This is a genomic window from Nonomuraea sp. NPDC001684, from assembly GCF_053596515.1.
In genome coordinates, this window is record NZ_JBSFGJ010000226.1 from 1 (window position 1) to 15,256 (window position 15,256).

The 15,256-nt window shown below is 62.7% G+C and carries 15 protein-coding genes; 8 read left to right on the forward strand and 7 right to left on the reverse strand.

Going from position 1 to position 15,256, the window contains the following annotated elements; translation table 11 throughout:
- The first annotated feature begins 384 nt into the window (after positions 1–384).
- The 4 genes from ACWCSD_RS31290 to ACWCSD_RS31305 all read left to right on the forward strand — a co-directional run bounded on the left by ACWCSD_RS31290 (position 385) and on the right by ACWCSD_RS31305 (position 3,481).
- Complete coding sequence (locus tag ACWCSD_RS31290) at positions 385–1,332, forward strand: hypothetical protein (protein ID WP_449920184.1); 948 nt, start codon at positions 385–387, stop codon at positions 1,330–1,332.
- Between the two features lie 18 nt (positions 1,333–1,350).
- A complete protein-coding gene (locus ACWCSD_RS31295; RefSeq protein WP_449920187.1) occupies positions 1,351–1,755 on the forward strand; it encodes an RDD family protein in 405 nt (134 codons plus the stop codon).
- 34 nt (positions 1,756–1,789) lie between these two features.
- Complete coding sequence (locus ACWCSD_RS31300; RefSeq protein WP_449920189.1) at positions 1,790–2,599, forward strand: hypothetical protein; 810 nt, start codon at positions 1,790–1,792, stop codon at positions 2,597–2,599.
- Positions 2,600–2,914: 315 nt separating this feature from the next.
- On the forward strand, positions 2,915–3,481 hold the full coding sequence (locus ACWCSD_RS31305; protein WP_449920192.1) for a hypothetical protein: 567 nt from the start codon (positions 2,915–2,917) through the stop codon (positions 3,479–3,481).
- A 554-nt stretch (positions 3,482–4,035) separates the two neighbouring features.
- Here the strand turns inward: ACWCSD_RS31305 and ACWCSD_RS31310 are convergent.
- Together ACWCSD_RS31310 and ACWCSD_RS31315 are read right to left on the reverse strand one after the other, a co-directional pair.
- Positions 4,036–4,849, reverse strand: a protein-coding gene (locus ACWCSD_RS31310; RefSeq protein ID WP_449920194.1) for an IS5 family transposase whose coding sequence is annotated in 2 segments (ribosomal slippage) — positions 4,036–4,495 and positions 4,494–4,849 — 816 coding nt in all. Because the reading frame shifts where the segments join, the coding sequence is not laid out codon by codon here.
- Between the two features lie 282 nt (positions 4,850–5,131).
- Positions 5,132–7,324 (reverse strand): hypothetical protein, encoded by a 2,193-nt coding sequence (locus ACWCSD_RS31315; protein ID WP_449920196.1) that lies wholly within the window; start codon positions 7,322–7,324, stop codon positions 5,132–5,134.
- Between the two features lie 826 nt (positions 7,325–8,150).
- On the opposite strand from ACWCSD_RS31315, the gene ACWCSD_RS31320 reads away from it, so the two are divergent.
- From ACWCSD_RS31320 to ACWCSD_RS31330, 3 genes are all read left to right on the forward strand, one after another.
- On the forward strand, positions 8,151–9,428 hold the full coding sequence (locus tag ACWCSD_RS31320; protein ID WP_449920198.1) for a DNA cytosine methyltransferase: 1,278 nt from the start codon (positions 8,151–8,153) through the stop codon (positions 9,426–9,428).
- Positions 9,425–10,195, forward strand: coding sequence for a very short patch repair endonuclease (locus ACWCSD_RS31325; RefSeq protein ID WP_449920201.1), 771 nt, complete (start codon positions 9,425–9,427; stop codon positions 10,193–10,195). Before ACWCSD_RS31320 ends, ACWCSD_RS31325 begins: the two co-directional genes overlap by 4 nt.
- Positions 10,196–10,427: 232 nt before the next feature.
- Positions 10,428–11,066: an Eco29kI family restriction endonuclease gene (locus tag ACWCSD_RS31330; protein ID WP_449920203.1), complete on the forward strand. Its 639-nt coding sequence runs from the start codon at positions 10,428–10,430 to the stop codon at positions 11,064–11,066.
- 445 nt (positions 11,067–11,511) lie between these two features.
- Here ACWCSD_RS31330 and ACWCSD_RS31335 read toward each other — a convergent pair whose 3' ends face one another.
- The gene (locus ACWCSD_RS31335) at positions 11,512–11,985 is read right to left on the reverse strand and encodes an NUDIX hydrolase (RefSeq protein WP_449920205.1); all 474 of its coding nucleotides are present in this window, start codon (positions 11,983–11,985) and stop codon (positions 11,512–11,514) included.
- 34 nt (positions 11,986–12,019) lie between these two features.
- Entirely contained in the window at positions 12,020–12,271 is a 252-nt protein-coding gene (locus tag ACWCSD_RS31340; RefSeq protein WP_449920208.1) for a GntR family transcriptional regulator, read from the reverse strand.
- A gap of 118 nt (positions 12,272–12,389) precedes the next feature.
- On the opposite strand from ACWCSD_RS31340, the gene ACWCSD_RS31345 reads away from it, so the two are divergent.
- The gene (locus tag ACWCSD_RS31345) at positions 12,390–12,608 is read left to right on the forward strand and encodes a hypothetical protein (protein ID WP_449920210.1); all 219 of its coding nucleotides are present in this window, start codon (positions 12,390–12,392) and stop codon (positions 12,606–12,608) included.
- Between the two features lie 277 nt (positions 12,609–12,885).
- Here the strand turns inward: ACWCSD_RS31345 and ACWCSD_RS31350 are convergent, their stop codons facing one another.
- The 3 genes from ACWCSD_RS31350 to ACWCSD_RS31360 form a co-directional block, all read right to left on the reverse strand.
- Positions 12,886–13,452, reverse strand: coding sequence for a guanylate kinase (locus ACWCSD_RS31350; RefSeq protein ID WP_449920212.1), 567 nt, complete (start codon positions 13,450–13,452; stop codon positions 12,886–12,888).
- Positions 13,449–14,477 (reverse strand): AAA family ATPase, encoded by a 1,029-nt coding sequence (locus ACWCSD_RS31355; RefSeq protein ID WP_449920214.1) that lies wholly within the window; start codon positions 14,475–14,477, stop codon positions 13,449–13,451. The genes ACWCSD_RS31350 and ACWCSD_RS31355 overlap by 4 nt, the downstream gene beginning before the upstream one ends.
- 247 nt (positions 14,478–14,724) lie before the next feature.
- On the reverse strand, positions 14,725–15,090 hold the full coding sequence (locus ACWCSD_RS31360; RefSeq protein WP_357999276.1) for a GntR family transcriptional regulator: 366 nt from the start codon (positions 15,088–15,090) through the stop codon (positions 14,725–14,727).
- Positions 15,091–15,256 lie beyond the last annotated feature (166 nt).

The window sequence follows — 15,256 nt, forward strand, 5'->3', positions numbered from 1 at the left end:
CGCCGAGTGGGCCGGCCACAGCGTGGACGTTCTGCTGCGTGTCTACGCCAAGTGCATCGTCGGCCAAGACCCAGCCGCCAAGTGCTGAATCTCCGATGCCCTGGCGTGAGAAGCAGAGGTTTACTGAACGGCGTCCTTCTGCCGGAGGACGCCGTTCACAGGTCAAGAAGCCTCCGTACGGAAAGGTTCAATCCCATGCCCAATCGGCACAGCCATCGCTTCCTGCTCTCAAGCCCCGCTTAGTTGTGGCTGGCGAAAGTCCAGGTAGATGTAGCGATGGCCGACGCCGTAGCCCTGGGGAGGCGTGCTGGAAGCCGCCCGAAGGACATACCGCAGATTTATGATTCCGTGCATCGAACCGGTCATGGCTCTACGCTCGATGTGATGAGCATTGTCGGAATGAAACCGGATCAGGCTCGTGGCCTCGCGGCAGCCGCCGAGGTCGCGGGTGGTGCACTTGTTGTCCAAGGTGCGTTGATGCGGCAGCTTCTTGATCGCTGGAACGGCGATACGAGTCGTCTGTCCTCTTTCCAGGCGCGTGCTTCATGGGCCCAAGATCAGGCCAAGGATATTCGACGTCGGGCCGGGCTATTAGAACAAGACCCGGAAGGCGTCCTGCTGTTCGGCGGCATGACCGGCGCTCTCGATCTGTGGGCGAAGTACACGGAGACATCCAACTACGTGAAGAAGCCGCTCAAGGTACTTTCGATCACAAGCGGTGTGGAAGCTGCAGTCCAACTGCAGAAACGGTGGGCTCAAGGGCGGAATGTCGCAGCGGCGCGTGCTGTCTATGACATCCGCCGCTACATGGGTGCCCTGCCCGGAAATCGGAAGCTAGCTGATCTGATCGGGGAGACGCTCAAAGCGCGCAAGATTCAAGACCTCTACAAGCAGCCGTGGAAGTACATGCAATCGATCTCCGCTGTCATGAGGAGATTGCGTATTCCCGGGGCGGACCTCATACTCAAGAACTCTCCCGGTACCGGAGCGATCGCCCGTGCAACCCTGCCGCTGGCCGTCGTCTCCGGCGTCAAAGAAGCAGTTGCACCGACGCACGATGGTGCTCAGGGCTGGGTAGACCGCGGAATGGGCGCGGTGCAAGCCGGCGGCGCGATCGCGGTCATGGGCGGTGCGGGGATCGCCACGGCGCTGGGCGCGTCAGCTGCCGTCGCAGCTGCCGTGCCCGTTGTCGGATGGGCAGCACTCGGCGTGGCAGGTGCGTATTTCCTAGGAAGTTGGGTGTGGGACACATGGGGTGATGACATCAAGACGGGAGTTGGAAAAGCCTGGCAAGGCACGAAAAGCTTCGTTGAAAAGCTCAAGTTCTGGTGAGTAGGTACGGGAGGTATCATGGCGCCCACGAAAGTTCCACCTCTGGCGAGTAGCAACCGACGCATCCTCCCCATCTGGACGGATGGCCTGTTGTCTCTTGGCGCCGGGGCTGTAGTAGGCGGAGCCTTCGGTCTGCTCATCAACTATTGGGTAGCCGCCATCCCCGCGTTGCTGCTCGTATCGTTCTGTAACCACGTGGTCTTGACGGTCTTGGCCGGTGGAAGCATCGGCAAACTCATCAGCGGGCTTCGTCTCATTCGCACGAACGACTTTGGGAAGCCCCAGTTCGGGCAGGCGGTCCATCGCTGGCTGTGGGGTTTCTTCTACATCGCGATCACGCCGGTGCTGTTCCTCTTTGATGGCGACATTGACCACCTGGACATCGCTGGCCTGCGGATAGTCCGAAGAGCTGATCTTCGCTGATGGGAGTTGATCGGCTGTGGGAGTGCAACTCGACATGGAGTTGGCCAAGTTCCGAACTCAGATAAGTGAGGCGCTAGCAGAGGGCGGAACGCAGTCGCTGGCCCGATTAACCGACGAGGAATTGGCCGTCCTCGACCCAGAAGAGACGCTCATCCCGAAGCCTCACCTGTATACCATGGGTGCCGAGCAACGTGAATGGGCGCTGGCCACGGCTCTTCGCTCGCTGGTGTCCCGTGAAGCCGTGGAGATCCGCAATATCGAAGAACTAGAAACGGTTCTGCAAGGAGCGTCAGAGGCGCATATCGACATGCAGATTCGATTAGAGATCGACCTCGCGCTCACTCTCCGCCGCACCGCTGATCGCGCGCTTGCCATCAAGCAGCATAGTGCGGGTGGAACAGCTTATGGCTACGTGCACGTACACGCCGCCGACCTCTTGCTTGTGGAGCGTATAACCGCAGGAGGCATGCACCTGTTCACGCTGGCCGGCAAGGTGCAGGATGCGGTGAACCTTGTTCAGTCGCTTCTGGATCCCTTCGGCGTGGCCGACCGGGACGGCGAGAATCATTCCCTAGATCCCACGGCATTGGATCGAGCCCACGTAGGCGCGCTCGGAGCGGCGATCGACAACGCCCGTGTCGTCGGTGAGGTAGTTCTTCTGAGCGATCCGCCCGGCCCCATGATGATGACATACGCCACGGACCGGGCGGTTTGGGCGGTGGTGGTGGACAGCCCTCACGCGCCAAGCGGAGTAACAGCCAGATCGGTAAGCGCCGTGACCTTGTCACGGCACCTTGCTGGGATGCTCTCCTCCCCAAACGATCTGGAGGCAAGCCGTGCCTGACCGATTGAGCGAGTGCCAAGCGGACATGCGCCGGGTCGTGGAGGCCGCCGATCAACTTCAACGAACCCTTCAGGCGGTGGATGCCACATGTGCCGTCAGTATTTGGGCAGGGCCTGCCGGCGACCGCTTCCGTGACGAGTGGGCCACGCACCGCAAAGCCATCCGAACAGCTCTGGACGAGGTTAGAGTCCAGACCGAGGCCATCATCGCCAGTGTGAGGCGCGAGGAGCTAACACCTCCAGGGGCAACGGCCAAGAGGTGAATATGCGGACGCGGGTCATAGGAGCAGCCTCCTTCATCGCTGCTGTAGGCACCGTGATCGCGACGATGGCCACGATGGGTGCCTCTTGGGAGAGCATGTGGACACTCCCGTCCCTAGCCGCCTTGTGCCTGGCGGCATTCGGCTTGGGAATGCTGGTCACCAAGCCGAGCCAGGCGAAACAACGAGACGACGAGTTCATGCGCAGCGCCGAGTGGCCCGCGCAGCGGGATCTGATACGGAAAATCTGGTCCACCGTCCGCGGTCTCCCAGATGGGTGGCAGGAGACCGACCCCGACACCAAGCATTTGGTAGCAGTGACCAGGGATCGCGTCGCGTTCACCCTTATTGTGCGGGACCCGGTCGCTGCGGATCCTGTCGTCGAGCGTGAAGCGATCGCCACCTACTACTTCCTCGGCATGTTCGGCCGACTGGTCGGGGGACCGCTGTACCACGTGATGCAGCCAGTCCATCAAGAGCCGCCCGCGAAGCCGACATGGGCACAAGCCGCCACCCAACTCGACATGGCCGAGATGACCGAAACCGACAACACGCCCTTGCGTGAGCTTATCGACTTGCACGCCCGGGTCATTCGCACCGTTGGATCTGCGAGAGAGCAGTGAGCGCTGTTCGGAGGGCATCGCTGTCGCGGGCTTTCAGAACTTGGGCACGTATTTGGCACGATCACCCCCGACGATCGGTGACGCCCAGACACCATCGAACACATTAAAGCCCTCGACCGATGTTCCCGCTGGTCAAGGGCGCTTTGCTGCTGGTAGAACGTGGGTGCCCCCGGAAGGATTCGAATCTGCGGCACCCGCTTTAGGAGAGCGCGCGCTTCTCCGGCTCCTTGGGCATGTTGAGTTGGACGAACGCCCTCCAGCAGTCCGTATCAGCGAAGATCATTCCCTGTATATCCCAGCCCGAGCGGGAGAGTTCCCGCGTCATCCGGTGGCAAGCCGACCCGGAGCGCAGGGCCTCCAGGCCCAAGACATCCGATCGGCGGCGATGTCAAGTTCGATCCACGATCTACGGACCAGGTCGTACGAGCCTGATTCACTGCGACCTTCCATGCGCCACCTAGCCTCAACGAAGAGGCGGCTGCGCTGTCAACACTCGCAATCCGAAGGCGCAGGTGAGGGCCGCGGAGATTCCGAACAGCACCCACTTAGAGCTCCTAACGCAATGAGGTCAGGCGTCGCCAGCAGATAAGTGCGCAGGCCAGCTTCAGGAAGGCCTCATGGACGTCGGCGCGGATCTCCCAGCGGATCCGCAGACGGCGGAACGCATGGAGCAGGGCGAAGGTCTGCTCGACCACCCAACGTTGTTTGCCGAGGCCGGAGCCGTGTTCGGTGCCGCGGCGGGCGATCAGCGGGCGGATCTGCAACTCGCGCACCAGGCGGCGGTACTTGTCGTGGTCGTAGCCGCGGTTGGCGAGCACGACGTCGGGACGCTGCCGGGGTCGGCCGCGCTTGCCGCGGACCTTCGGGATGGCGTCCAGCAGCGGGCGAAGCTGGGTGACATCGTTGCGGTTGGCGCCGGTCAGGATCACGGCCAGCGGAATGCCGGTGGCCTCGATGATCAGGTGATGCTTGCTGCCCGCCCGTCCTCGGTCGACCGGGGACGGGCCAGTCTGTGCCCCCCTTTAACGCTCTGATCTGCGAGGAGTCCACCGCGGCCCGGGAGAGGTCGAGCGCGTCAGCGGCCCGCAACTGATCGAGCAGGATTTCGTGCAGCCGCTGCCAGACGCCGGCCTTGTTCCACTCGGCCAGCCGCCGCCAGCAGGTCATGCCCGAGCCGTAGCCCAGTTCCTGCGGCAGGTGCTCCCAAGCGATCCCGGTGTGCAGTACGAACAAGATGCCCTGCAACGCCAGCCGGTCATCCAGCCGCTTACGTCCCGGATGCCGGAACCGCCGCTGACGCTGCGGCAGCAAGGGCTGAATCACCGCCCGCAGCTCGTCGCTGACCTGCCACGGCTTCAGCTTGGCCATCTGCGCTCCTCTCGCTGGCTACAGCGAGAGATCAAAGCACAACGTAGATCATTCTGTTAGGCGCTCTTAGGAGAGCGCGGGCGATAATAGTTCTTCGTTAGGGATGACCTGCGAAAACACGCTCGGCGACACACGCCCTCCGCGTGATTATCCGCGCATGTCCGCAGCGATGTGAGGACCCACTCATGGCGAATCGGCCGCGCTCGGTACCCGGGTGCCGGGCCGTGAACTGCCCGGCACCGAGGTGCGCAGCACCGGGCAGTTCAGACAGTTGCTTCACTGTCAGGTGGTGCCATTGGCCTCGGAGTCGGCGTCCGGAGGCTCGTGCACGTCGATGTTGGAGTGAAGCTTGGACGCCCGGCGTGACATCTTCTGCCATTCGTCGTGGGTGCCTAGGGCCTCATTCCCGGTCGCTCGGGCGAGCTGCAGGATTTCGTTGAGCGCCTGCTCGGCGTCTCCCAGCGCCCGGAGCAGGAGGCTTCTCTGGAGCGCTAGCCGGTCGTTCTCGGAGAGAGGCTCGTCTTCTTCCTGGCCTCGACGGTCCTTTTCTGCCTTTTCAGCCTTGACCGGATCGGAGATCGCCACGACTGTGTACTCGACTAGTTCCTCAGGCGCGCCTGCCTCATCCCGTGCGATCCCATCGGGTGCGGCCGAATCGAGGCGGGGAATGAGATAAAAATCCCCCTGTTCGAGCTCTCCCTTCGTGAACTGCTTGGCCGTGTAGGAGTTCTTCGCGGGGAGGCTGCCATCGAAGTGGTTTGCCACATGCGCCAGCAGCCGCAGTCCTGCGACGTTGCTCTTGCGGGATAGATCGGCGATGACATCGTTCACGTCGGCCCGGAATGGCGCCGTCGTTCCCTCCGCGGACCCGGTGTTGCGAGTGAGAAGCTTGTCGGCGATGAGTGCCACGCCACCGGCGACGGCGAGCGTCATACGGGCGTCGATGTCGCCTTTAGCCGCGAGGTCGACCAGGTCGTTGAAGTCTTCGACGGGCACGGGGGACCAGTCCGTCCCGAGGACTTCGCTGGTGAGGACCCCACCGTTGGACCAGGCGTTCCGTGCCGGCTTCAGAGCCTGCACCTTGATCGCACGCCATGGCTGATCGACGATTGGCCCGAGGATCTGGGCGTAGGCGGTGGTGTGCAGTCGCTGCTTGCCAGTGATCTCTTTGACGTAGCCCTTCATCTTCTCGAATACGGGCTTACGGGTGAGGAAGTGAATCAGGCAGATGGCCCGCCACAGGGGTGTATCGGGTAGCCGAGGATCATCGAAGATTTCTGCGGTGTGTTTGCTGTCGATCCTGCCGATGGCCAGCTGATACACCTTATCTAGGCTGATTCCACCGGTGTCGATGCCCTGAGCGGTCAGCGCGGTACGCTTCAGCGCGCGGGATCCAACCTCGGCATTCTGAGCAGCAGAGTCCCAGGGGCCAAACTCCACATGAATCGATGCCAGGATGCTTCGGACCGCGTCATCGAATACCTCACTCCGTGGGAGGTTCGATCCGGGATGTACCTGCATACCAACCATGACCTGAGCGGGAACGATGCTCGCCTGTCCGATCCGGATGGCCTGCGCGGTTGGCTTTCCTCCGCCGACACCGGCGGCGAACGTGTCCCGGAGCTCGGTGAGTTTGTCCTGACGGCCAAGCGCCATCCGCTGGCCCAGTGGTTTCGGATCAGCCCCGCGCCGAGTGGGTCTCTCGGAGAGGAGCGTCTCGACGGCGAGGTCGGCGATCTGCTCGGGGCTGCTGTTTGTACCTGCGAGCACTCCCCAGGCACTGACAACCCGCGTAATCCCATCCCTCACGACGAGGACGTAGATGGGCTCGGTGCCGTCCTCGAACTCCAGGCGGGCCACATGGGTGACGACCTGCCGCGTGATGCGGCGCGCCAGAATCGATTCGTCGTACTGCTGGTTCGCGCGACGCGTCGCGACGATTGTCTGCCTTAGGTATGCCGCCAAGTGTTTGCGGTGCCTGAAGCGGTATACGAGGACCGCTACCGCTTTGCCGGTAGTGTCGGTGTGCCCCTCGATCTCGGGATCGATCTGCTCGTGAGCGTCCTGGCCGATACGCGGTTGTACGAGCGGCCACAGCTCGGTCAGCCAGACCTGGGTGGTTGTCGACTTCAGCGTCGCTGCTCCGACGTGCTCGTCATGCAGCATAGACCCGCGACCGCTGGCCAGCGGCTTGATCTGGTGAGCGGCAACCTCGGGATGGATCACGGCGCGCGCGATCGCGTGCCATGCATCCTCGGAGAGATTACAGTCCGGATTAGATTGGCCAGCCCGCACCAAGGCGCTGCGGTCACCTGCCGTGGACAATTCCGGGAAATCGGCGGAGAAGTTGGTGACGGTGATAGTGCTGTCGGTTCCGGTCTCAAGCACAATCGGGTCCCACCGGTCAGTGGGAGTCTCGTTCGAGGGGCCGAGCTTGTTTTCCTGATTCGGAGCCTGGAACTGGGGCATTGTCATTTGAATGACCTGTCCTGGCGACTCTTGGACCGAGTTCCGGCAGTCGCCGGGCCCTTCCAGCCGAGCTGTAGTGCAGCCGAACTGGACGCGGGAGTCACCGCATTCCGCGCTGCGTCGTCCCGGACACCGGATCGATGCGGACACCGGATCACAACACGCAGAATCAGCCCCCTGTGACTGATCGACGTATGCATCCCATGACTTCGTGAGAAGTCCCCGAGGCACACCCCAGGTCCCGCAGTCCTACGAACAGGAGGCGCGACTTGGGGGAAGCTATACCAATTCGTCAAATTTTACAAGCATTGTCTATATGGCCAGGTCAAGGGTTTGGTCGCGGCGATCGCGTGCTTCTTCCGATGGGTAAAATACGGCCTTTCGAACTCCTGACCCCTGGCGATCTGTCGGAAGGCGGACGATGTCAGCCAGCGCATCGCAGAACCAACGAGCGGAGACGGGCGATGGGGATTGACGTCGCAGGAGAGTGTTGGCTTGTATAGCGAGCTCACATGCTCTGAGCTCGGCAAATACTTGATTGGCCGCACCACCGAAATCTCCTCACCGCGCATATCCCCTGCCAACCGTCGAAGCAGCCGCTTGGCTAGCGCGTGATTGGTCTGCCATTGCCCACCTAACGATGCCTTGTCCCTCGACTTCTACGGGCTGGGCGTACGCGGCCAAGTTTCGATGCTCGCAAGTCTAGATACTGGCGAGGCGTCGTAGATCCTTTTGGTTGAAGGTGGCGCATGAGAGGGTATTTTGCGCATGTGTTCGAAGAAGCTTGAGCGACAGAGATGCAAGATCACTAACTCCGCGGTACGCTTTTGCCATGGTTGAACAGTCGAATCACGCCCCGAAGGACCGCACGAGCGTCGAGCTCTTCGCGGGCGGTGGCGGTCTGGCCATGGCGGTCGCTGGCGCCGGCTTCAGGCCCCTGCTGTTCAACGAGTTCAATAGACGCGCGTGCGAGACGCTCGAGGCGAACAAGGCGCACCCGTACGAGGTGGGCGTCACACCGCCCATCCCGGAGCCCGGTGAGAACCCTCCGCTACTCGTGGGGGACGTCGCCGATGTCGACTTCGAGTACCTCAAGGGGCGGGTGGACGTCCTCGCCGGCGGGCCACCATGTCAGCCGTTCAGCCTTGGTGGCGTGGCCAAGGGCGACGAGGACAAGCGCAACGGTTTTCCCCATATGTTCAAGGCGATCAGGCAGATGGAGCCCAAGGTGGTCATCTGCGAGAACGTGCGGGGACTCCTACGTCCATCTTTCATGCCCTACTTCGAGTACATCAAGCGCGAGCTGGCCCTTCCGTTCGAAGAACGAACGGAAGGTAGCGGTTGGCAGGACCACGATGAGGTCCTGCGTCACCTCCTCGAGACGGCGACGATTGACGACCATGAACGGTACGACGTCCGGCACTACCCCGTGAACGCGGCGGACTATGGTGTCCCGCAGATCAGGAACCGTGTGATCGTGATCGCGTTCCGGCGAGACGTCGGTGTGGACTGGGATCGGTTCGAGCGGATGGTGCGGCCGAGGTTCTCCGAGGAGAGCCTTCACGATGACATGCGGAACGGTTCGTACTGGGAACGGCATCCGGAGGTTCCCGAGAAGGTTCGCGAGCGGGTGATGGCGCGGATTCCGCAGCGCCGCTTGCCGTTGCCGGATGAGGAGCGGCTCCAACCGTGGCGTACTCTCCGTGACGCGATCAAGGGCATCGACGGACAACGGCCTCTGCCTCCGGTCGAGAGACTCGACCGGAGGGAGTACCACCTGGGTGGCTTTACGGATCACATCGGCTGGCCGGACGCCCGGATCTATCCCGGGCATACGCCCAACGAGCTGGATCGGCCCGCCAAGACCGTCAAGGCCGGCGTTCATGGAGTCCCGGGAGGTGAGTCAGTGATGCTTCTCGATGACGGCGGGCACCGATACATGACCGTCCGCGAGACGGCTCGCGTGATGACCTTCCCTGACCACTGGGTCCTGGCCGGGCCTCGAGGAGAGAAGATGCGCCAACTCGGCAACGCCGTGCCCGTTCTTCTTGGTCAGGTCTTCGCCAACGCAGTCGCGACAGTCCTGGACGAGGCCGAAGCATCGACGTGACCGACTCATCCGTCGCCGAGCCCATGCGCTGGAAGGAGAAGCCACCGCCCGATCGAGCGTGGAAGGGCAAGCCCGGCCTCAGCCGTACCGAACGCACCGCAGAACAGGATCGCGCGGCCGGCGGACACGACAGACGCTTCGTCGATCTTGGAGAAGGTCGGCGGGCGTTGGCGTCCGTGGAACTCAAGCTGCTTCCCAACACCCGCCGGATTCGGGCCTACCTTCGCTGGTCCGACAAAGGAAAGACCGGGACGACCTATCTGGGTGAGGTCGCTGAGGCCACTCGTGCCCGCAACCTCACGACCGCGTGGCGCTTGGCGTCCGAGCAAGAGCTTGTGATCGTCCCGGAGCCGGCGAAGGACTCTTGGGCCAGCACTCCCGCGTCGCGGAAGGTGATGAAGGCCAACCGCAGTCGCGACACCAGGCCCGAGCTCGCCCTCAGGTCAGCGATTCACGCGCTCGGACTTCGCTACCGCGTGGACACACCCCCGGTTGAGGGACTGCGGAGGCGAGCGGACGTCGTATTTCCCAGAGTAAAAGTGGCGGTGTTCTCAGACGGCTGCTACTGGCACGGATGTGCGGAACACTATCGGCCCGCTCGTCGCAATGGCGAGTTCTGGAACGAGAAGATCGAAAAGAACAGAATCCGCGACCGCGACACGGACTCCAAGCTAGAGGCGGCTGGCTGGCGGGTGATCAGAGTCTGGGAGCACGAAGATCCAGTTGCAGCTGCCTTCCGAATCGAAGAGGTTGTTCGAAACCGCTAACCATTCCAGCTATTGGCTGTCATTCGGAGTCGAAGTACCTCCGAGTGCTCTGTCGGATAGTTCCCTCCACCGGGCCATGCTGCTGTCCAGCGTCCTTGTGATCGGCCTCGACACGGTGACGTGTGCCACAGGTAGCGACGTACTACATACGTTCAGTAGTCGCAGGAGGTTGCCGCTCAAGATGCGCGCAACGATGCCCCGATTGCCGGCCGAAGACACTATCCTCCAGGCCATGGACGACCCTTTCGTGCCCACAGACGGCTACCTCCCCGAGATGTTCGATCCTATGTCCACCGATCACATATCCTGGGCGATTTGTCTGGAATTGGAACGCCAACCATTGGTCATGTTCGAGCCAGAGATCCCCCACTTCGACGGTTCGGGCCTCTACGCGATCTACTACCGAGGAACTTCGGTGGATCTGTACAGACCACTTGCCCCCTTCAAGATCCCTGTATACGTTGGCCAAGCTGAATCCCACAACAGTGCAACAGGGCGAGGAAGTAAGACGCGGGACCGCCTATGGAAGAGGATCAGCGGGCATAAGCGTTCTATTGTGGGTGGGGGCCTCCCAATCTGGGAGTTCGGTGTTCGCCTCCTTCTGCTTCCTGACGTACATGCGAATCTCGGAGAAAACGCACTGCGAGTTAATTACCTCCCCGTATGGAATGCAGTTCTCCCTGGATTTGGAAGCAATGAACAGGGGTCCTCAACCCGGCAGAGCGCACGCACCAAATGGGACACGGTCCATCAAGGCCGTAGTCGCACCTATGGGGTGGAAAAACACGACCGGCAGACGCTGATTGCCGCCGTTGAGGAGCACGTCATCGGTCAGATCAACTCCTATGATGCGGCACCATGGCGCAACTAGCTCAAGGCAATTTACCCGCTACTCTGAATTCTCCGAGAAGCCATAATCGTATTCTGGGAGATACGTAGCGAGAGAACCTCATTATCCGGTGGCAAGCGGACCCGGAGCACAGGGCCGCCAGGCCCGAGCACCGGAAGCCGCGCGGCAGTCGATCGCCCCGGCCTGGTCGGAGAGCGCCGGAGTGAGCGATCGTCACGGCGTTAAGTAGTGATCTCTCTGGCTCCTCGGGCGCGTTGGGCGGTGCGTGCCCGGACCGGCCGAAGAGCCGCAGCCGGGCACGCAGACCGGTCAGCGCGCCCGGCGGGCCGCGCAGCGGGCCGCCCTTGAAACCGTGGAGAAAGTTCTCATCCGTCGTCGATCATGGTACGTCGATCTGGTTCGACCTGGGGCTCTGTCACGGCATCGAGCATGGTCCGCTAGGGCTGCTTGCTGAGCTGCCCGGCTCTCAGCCGATGTGTGGGCCGGCGGCTTGTAGGTAGTGGTTGATGCGCATGCGCATTGACCGATCCATCTGGTAGCTCGCGATGTCGTCCCGCGCTACCCATCGGACCTCGCGGGACTCTGAGCTCGGAGTCGGTTCGCCGCCAGTTGGGCGTGCCGTGAGCACGATGGAGAACTCTTGTCGCGCTTCCCCGTTGCTGGTGTAGAGGATGATGTGCCTGGGATCGCTGTACGTGCCGACGATCCCGGTGATCTCGCAGGTTATGCCGGTCTCTTCCAGTGTCTCGCGTATGGCTGCGGTGGGGATGGACTCGCCGAGGTCTATAGCGCCACCGGGAAGAGCCCAGTTGTCGTTGTCACTGCGACGGATCAGCAGGATGGCGCCGGCCTCGTCGGCGACGACCACGTTGACCGAGGGGACGAGGCTGTTGGGCGACGGCGCGTCTGGGGCGTTGTAGTAGTCGATCCTGCTGGTCACGGCTCGGGAGACTACTTCATCCGGGTCTTGTGACTCAGCTCTTCGCGGATTCGGCTTCGCCGGGTGGACTTACGAAGCTGCCGAGGTTCGGCACGGTGTAGAGCAGGCCTTCTTCGCGTAGCTGGCGGATCGCCTTGCGGATGGTGTCGCGGGCTACGCCGAACTCCTGGACGAGGCGGACTTCCGAGACGAGGTACTTTGGCGGGTATTCGCCGCTGCTGATGCGTCCGCGGAGGACGTCGGCGACCTGCCGCCAGCGGGGGCGATCCGGCTCGAATTCGATCACGAGGCCCAAGCGTAGAAAGGGGACTTCAAGGGTCGTCACTCGCCTATAGGGATCTATCGATACCCCTCGGTATCCCTAGGGGTAGACAGGCTTCGCGTGCAACTTCTACGCTCATGACATGGCAACCAAGAGTCACTGCCTTGTAGCGCTTCGCGCCTGCTTTCCCGGCTGGTCCTTCTTCCAGAGTGACGCAGGCGCCTTCTATGGGAGCCGGATCGGCGTACGGCTCAGCGACAAAGATGTTGACGCTGGGATGCAGCAGACGGTGAGCGCGGATGACCTGGAGACCTTCGTCAGGCTGCTTCTCGCGCAGGCGCAGTTGGGGGCCGAGGTATGACCGTACCGTCGTGGCGCTTCGACCATCACAGCCATCACTTGGCAGTTCCTCAGGAGGATGTGCTTCAAGTGGCCTGGCAAGACGTTGTACGGCGATGCGATCGCATCAGGGTCCATGAGCACACGTGCACCTGCATGCCTCCGATGTACGAGCTGTGCGCGGCCGGCGGGTTGTCGTTCATCCGACGCTTGTCATCGGACGGCCGCCCGCGCGTCGTTCAGACCGAATGGATGTCTGCTCGGGCTGCTCGGCAGCTATGGATGCAGATCCTCACCGGCTACGCGCGTTGATCCATCGGCGCCACTTCGCGGCCGTAGTAGGTGCTTGCGATTTGCCGCGCTATCTCTTCCGGCGCGATCAGGTCGGTTCGGTGTCGGTGATGGAACGTGATCTCACCATGGGTGTGCAGGTCGGCGAATGCCTCGTCCCATGCTGCCAAGCGGTGTGGGGTGTCTATGTCGAGGCGCTGTCGCGAGCGTTCCTCGCAGACCGCCCGCGGTACCCACAGCAGGACGACCAGCCAGGTTGTTGCCTCGGTCAGACGGCGGATGTCGGCGACGGTGCCCAGATGGACGATCGGTACCTGGCCGGACGAGAACAGTTCGTCGATCTTGTGGCGGTCGATGGCGTACGTGTTGCCGTAGCGGCGCGTCTCCAGGAGGAGGCGGCTGGCGGCTCGCAGCCTGGCCAGCTCCTCGACGGTGACGAAGTCGTACTCGGTGCCGCGCTGGTTGCCGGCCTTGAGCTTGCGTACGAGGGCGAACCGCGGGTCGAGTCGGCTGAGGGCGGCGGTGATGGTGCTCTTGCCGCTGGCGGGTGGCCCGTACAGGACGATGCCCCTCATGTGAGGATCCGCTTCAGCGTCTCGCGGGTCTGGTCGGCAAGGCTGATGGCGGCGCCGAGGCGGTTGTCGACGGTGATGTGGGCGGTGGGCGGGCTGGTCTCGGAGTTGAGGCCGCTGACGTACGTCTGCCAGTTGGCGAGCTTCCAGGCGTCTCGGGGTGCGCCGCGGAATTCGATGTACTCACGCATGGACTCGGCGTCGCAGCGTACCCAGACCACGGCCACGTCGATGCCCTTGGCCGCGCATCGGTTGGTGAGGCGGGAGATCCAGTCTGGGGATTGGAGTTCGGCGATGAACGGTGCTGCGAGGATGGCCGAAGTGCCGACCTTGAGGTTGTCGAACGCGGTCTCCATCAGGCACCGGTACTCCAGTGGGCGGACCTCGCTCAGGTACAGCTCTGTGTGCCGGTCGTGGGGGTCGCCGCCGAGGGAGACCAGCAGGCGCTCGACCATGGGTCGGGTCAGGGAGTCCTTGTCCAGGAAGGCCCAGCCGGTGATGTCGGACAGGAAGCGGGAGAACTCTGTCTTGCCGGACCCGGCGTAGCCGCCGACGAGGGTGAGGATGGGCTTGGGGCTGCCCTGGCCGTGGCGGCGTCGCCAGGCGTCCACGACTCGGTTGAGGAGGGCGTTCTGTTCGCCGTTGGTGGGAGCGCCCGAGACTTTGACGAGGGCCTGTTCGATCACCTCGGCGGCGGCGTTGTCCATGGCGGGGTCGGTGGGCTGGGGCAAATCCGAGATGGAATTTTCCACTTCGGATATTTCGCCGGGAAGCGGCAGCCGGAAACCCAGTGTGGGTTCGTTTGCCTGGTATAGGAGGCAATAGGCTCGTCGGTAGTGAGGCCCGGGGTATACCGATCCCTGTTCGTGTGCCCAGAGTGTCTGGAAATTCGCGGCCGGCGCGGTGAGCCCGTGCCGTGCGGCGACCTGGCGTAGCTGGTCACCTGCGGCTTCGAGGGTGAGTCCGTGTGCTTCGCGGTACTGACGCAGCAGCAGAGGTTGCCATCCGGGGCGGTGAATTGTCTTCATCGCATCCTTTTGCGCGCTTGGAGGGGCGGGCGTGTGTAAGCGCATGTGTAACCGCCGTACAGGCAGCAATGCAGAAGCTTAGCTAACGCTCCGTGATACTCAACAGCGGCGATACGCGATGAACTAACGGCATCCCACCGGGGATTACGAACCACCAGAAAAGGGGTGCCGAGAGTGACCGCAAACGAGCGAATTCTGGCCGAACTTCAGGCGATTCGGTCGGAGATGGAGGAGTTGGCCTGTCGGGTCAGCGAGATCGCTTCCGCTCTTGGAACACGGCCTTCTCCAGGTCGGCGATCCGCTCGCCGAGAGTCGCCAGAGTGCTCCGCATCTGAGAGAGCTGGTCCATGACGTCCGACGAGGCCGGCTCTTGGAGCGACTCCGCCGCGCCCTCCCGTACGAACACGCCCTTGCCCTGCTGGCCGACGATCAGCCCCTCGGTGCGGAGCACGCTGATCGCGGCCTTGACCACGCTGGCGGAGACGTCGTAGCGCTGGCCGAGCTGGGCGGTCGAGGGCAGCGCAGCGCCGGGCGCGAGTGAGCCCGTTCTGATCTGCGTACGAAGGTCGTCCGCTATCTGGAGGTAGCCGGGGCGACCGCTCTTCTCGACCATTCCGCGCCTTCCATGAGGTCGTCTGGCCTCTACTTCAGCACACACCGCACGACATGCCAACCAAGTCTTCGTGGAATCCCTTGACAACTTAGAACGCCAAGTGTTCCATGAATACTAAGAGTCACAACGTCACTACGTAAGGAACTCACGCCATGCGCACCGTCCC

What these genes read in the sequence shown, in the direction of transcription:
- ACWCSD_RS31360 (WP_357999276.1), bottom strand. Translation starts at nt 15,090, where the DNA reads ATGGTCGAGAAGAGCGGTCGCCCCGGCTACCTCCAGATAGCGGACGAC.
- ACWCSD_RS31355 (WP_449920214.1), bottom strand. Translation starts at nt 14,477, where the DNA reads ATGAAGACAATTCACCGCCCCGGATGGCAACCTCTGCTGCTGCGTCAG.
- ACWCSD_RS31295 (WP_449920187.1), top strand. Translation starts at nt 1,351, where the DNA reads ATGGCGCCCACGAAAGTTCCACCTCTGGCGAGTAGCAACCGACGCATC.
- ACWCSD_RS31290 (WP_449920184.1), top strand. Translation starts at nt 385, where the DNA reads ATGAGCATTGTCGGAATGAAACCGGATCAGGCTCGTGGCCTCGCGGCA.
- ACWCSD_RS31330 (WP_449920203.1), top strand. Translation starts at nt 10,428, where the DNA reads ATGGACGACCCTTTCGTGCCCACAGACGGCTACCTCCCCGAGATGTTC.
- ACWCSD_RS31345 (WP_449920210.1), top strand. Translation starts at nt 12,390, where the DNA reads ATGGCAACCAAGAGTCACTGCCTTGTAGCGCTTCGCGCCTGCTTTCCC.
- ACWCSD_RS31350 (WP_449920212.1), bottom strand. Translation starts at nt 13,452, where the DNA reads ATGAGGGGCATCGTCCTGTACGGGCCACCCGCCAGCGGCAAGAGCACC.
- ACWCSD_RS31300 (WP_449920189.1), top strand. Translation starts at nt 1,790, where the DNA reads ATGGAGTTGGCCAAGTTCCGAACTCAGATAAGTGAGGCGCTAGCAGAG.
- ACWCSD_RS31315 (WP_449920196.1), bottom strand. Translation starts at nt 7,324, where the DNA reads ATGACAATGCCCCAGTTCCAGGCTCCGAATCAGGAAAACAAGCTCGGC.
- ACWCSD_RS31320 (WP_449920198.1), top strand. Translation starts at nt 8,151, where the DNA reads ATGGTTGAACAGTCGAATCACGCCCCGAAGGACCGCACGAGCGTCGAG.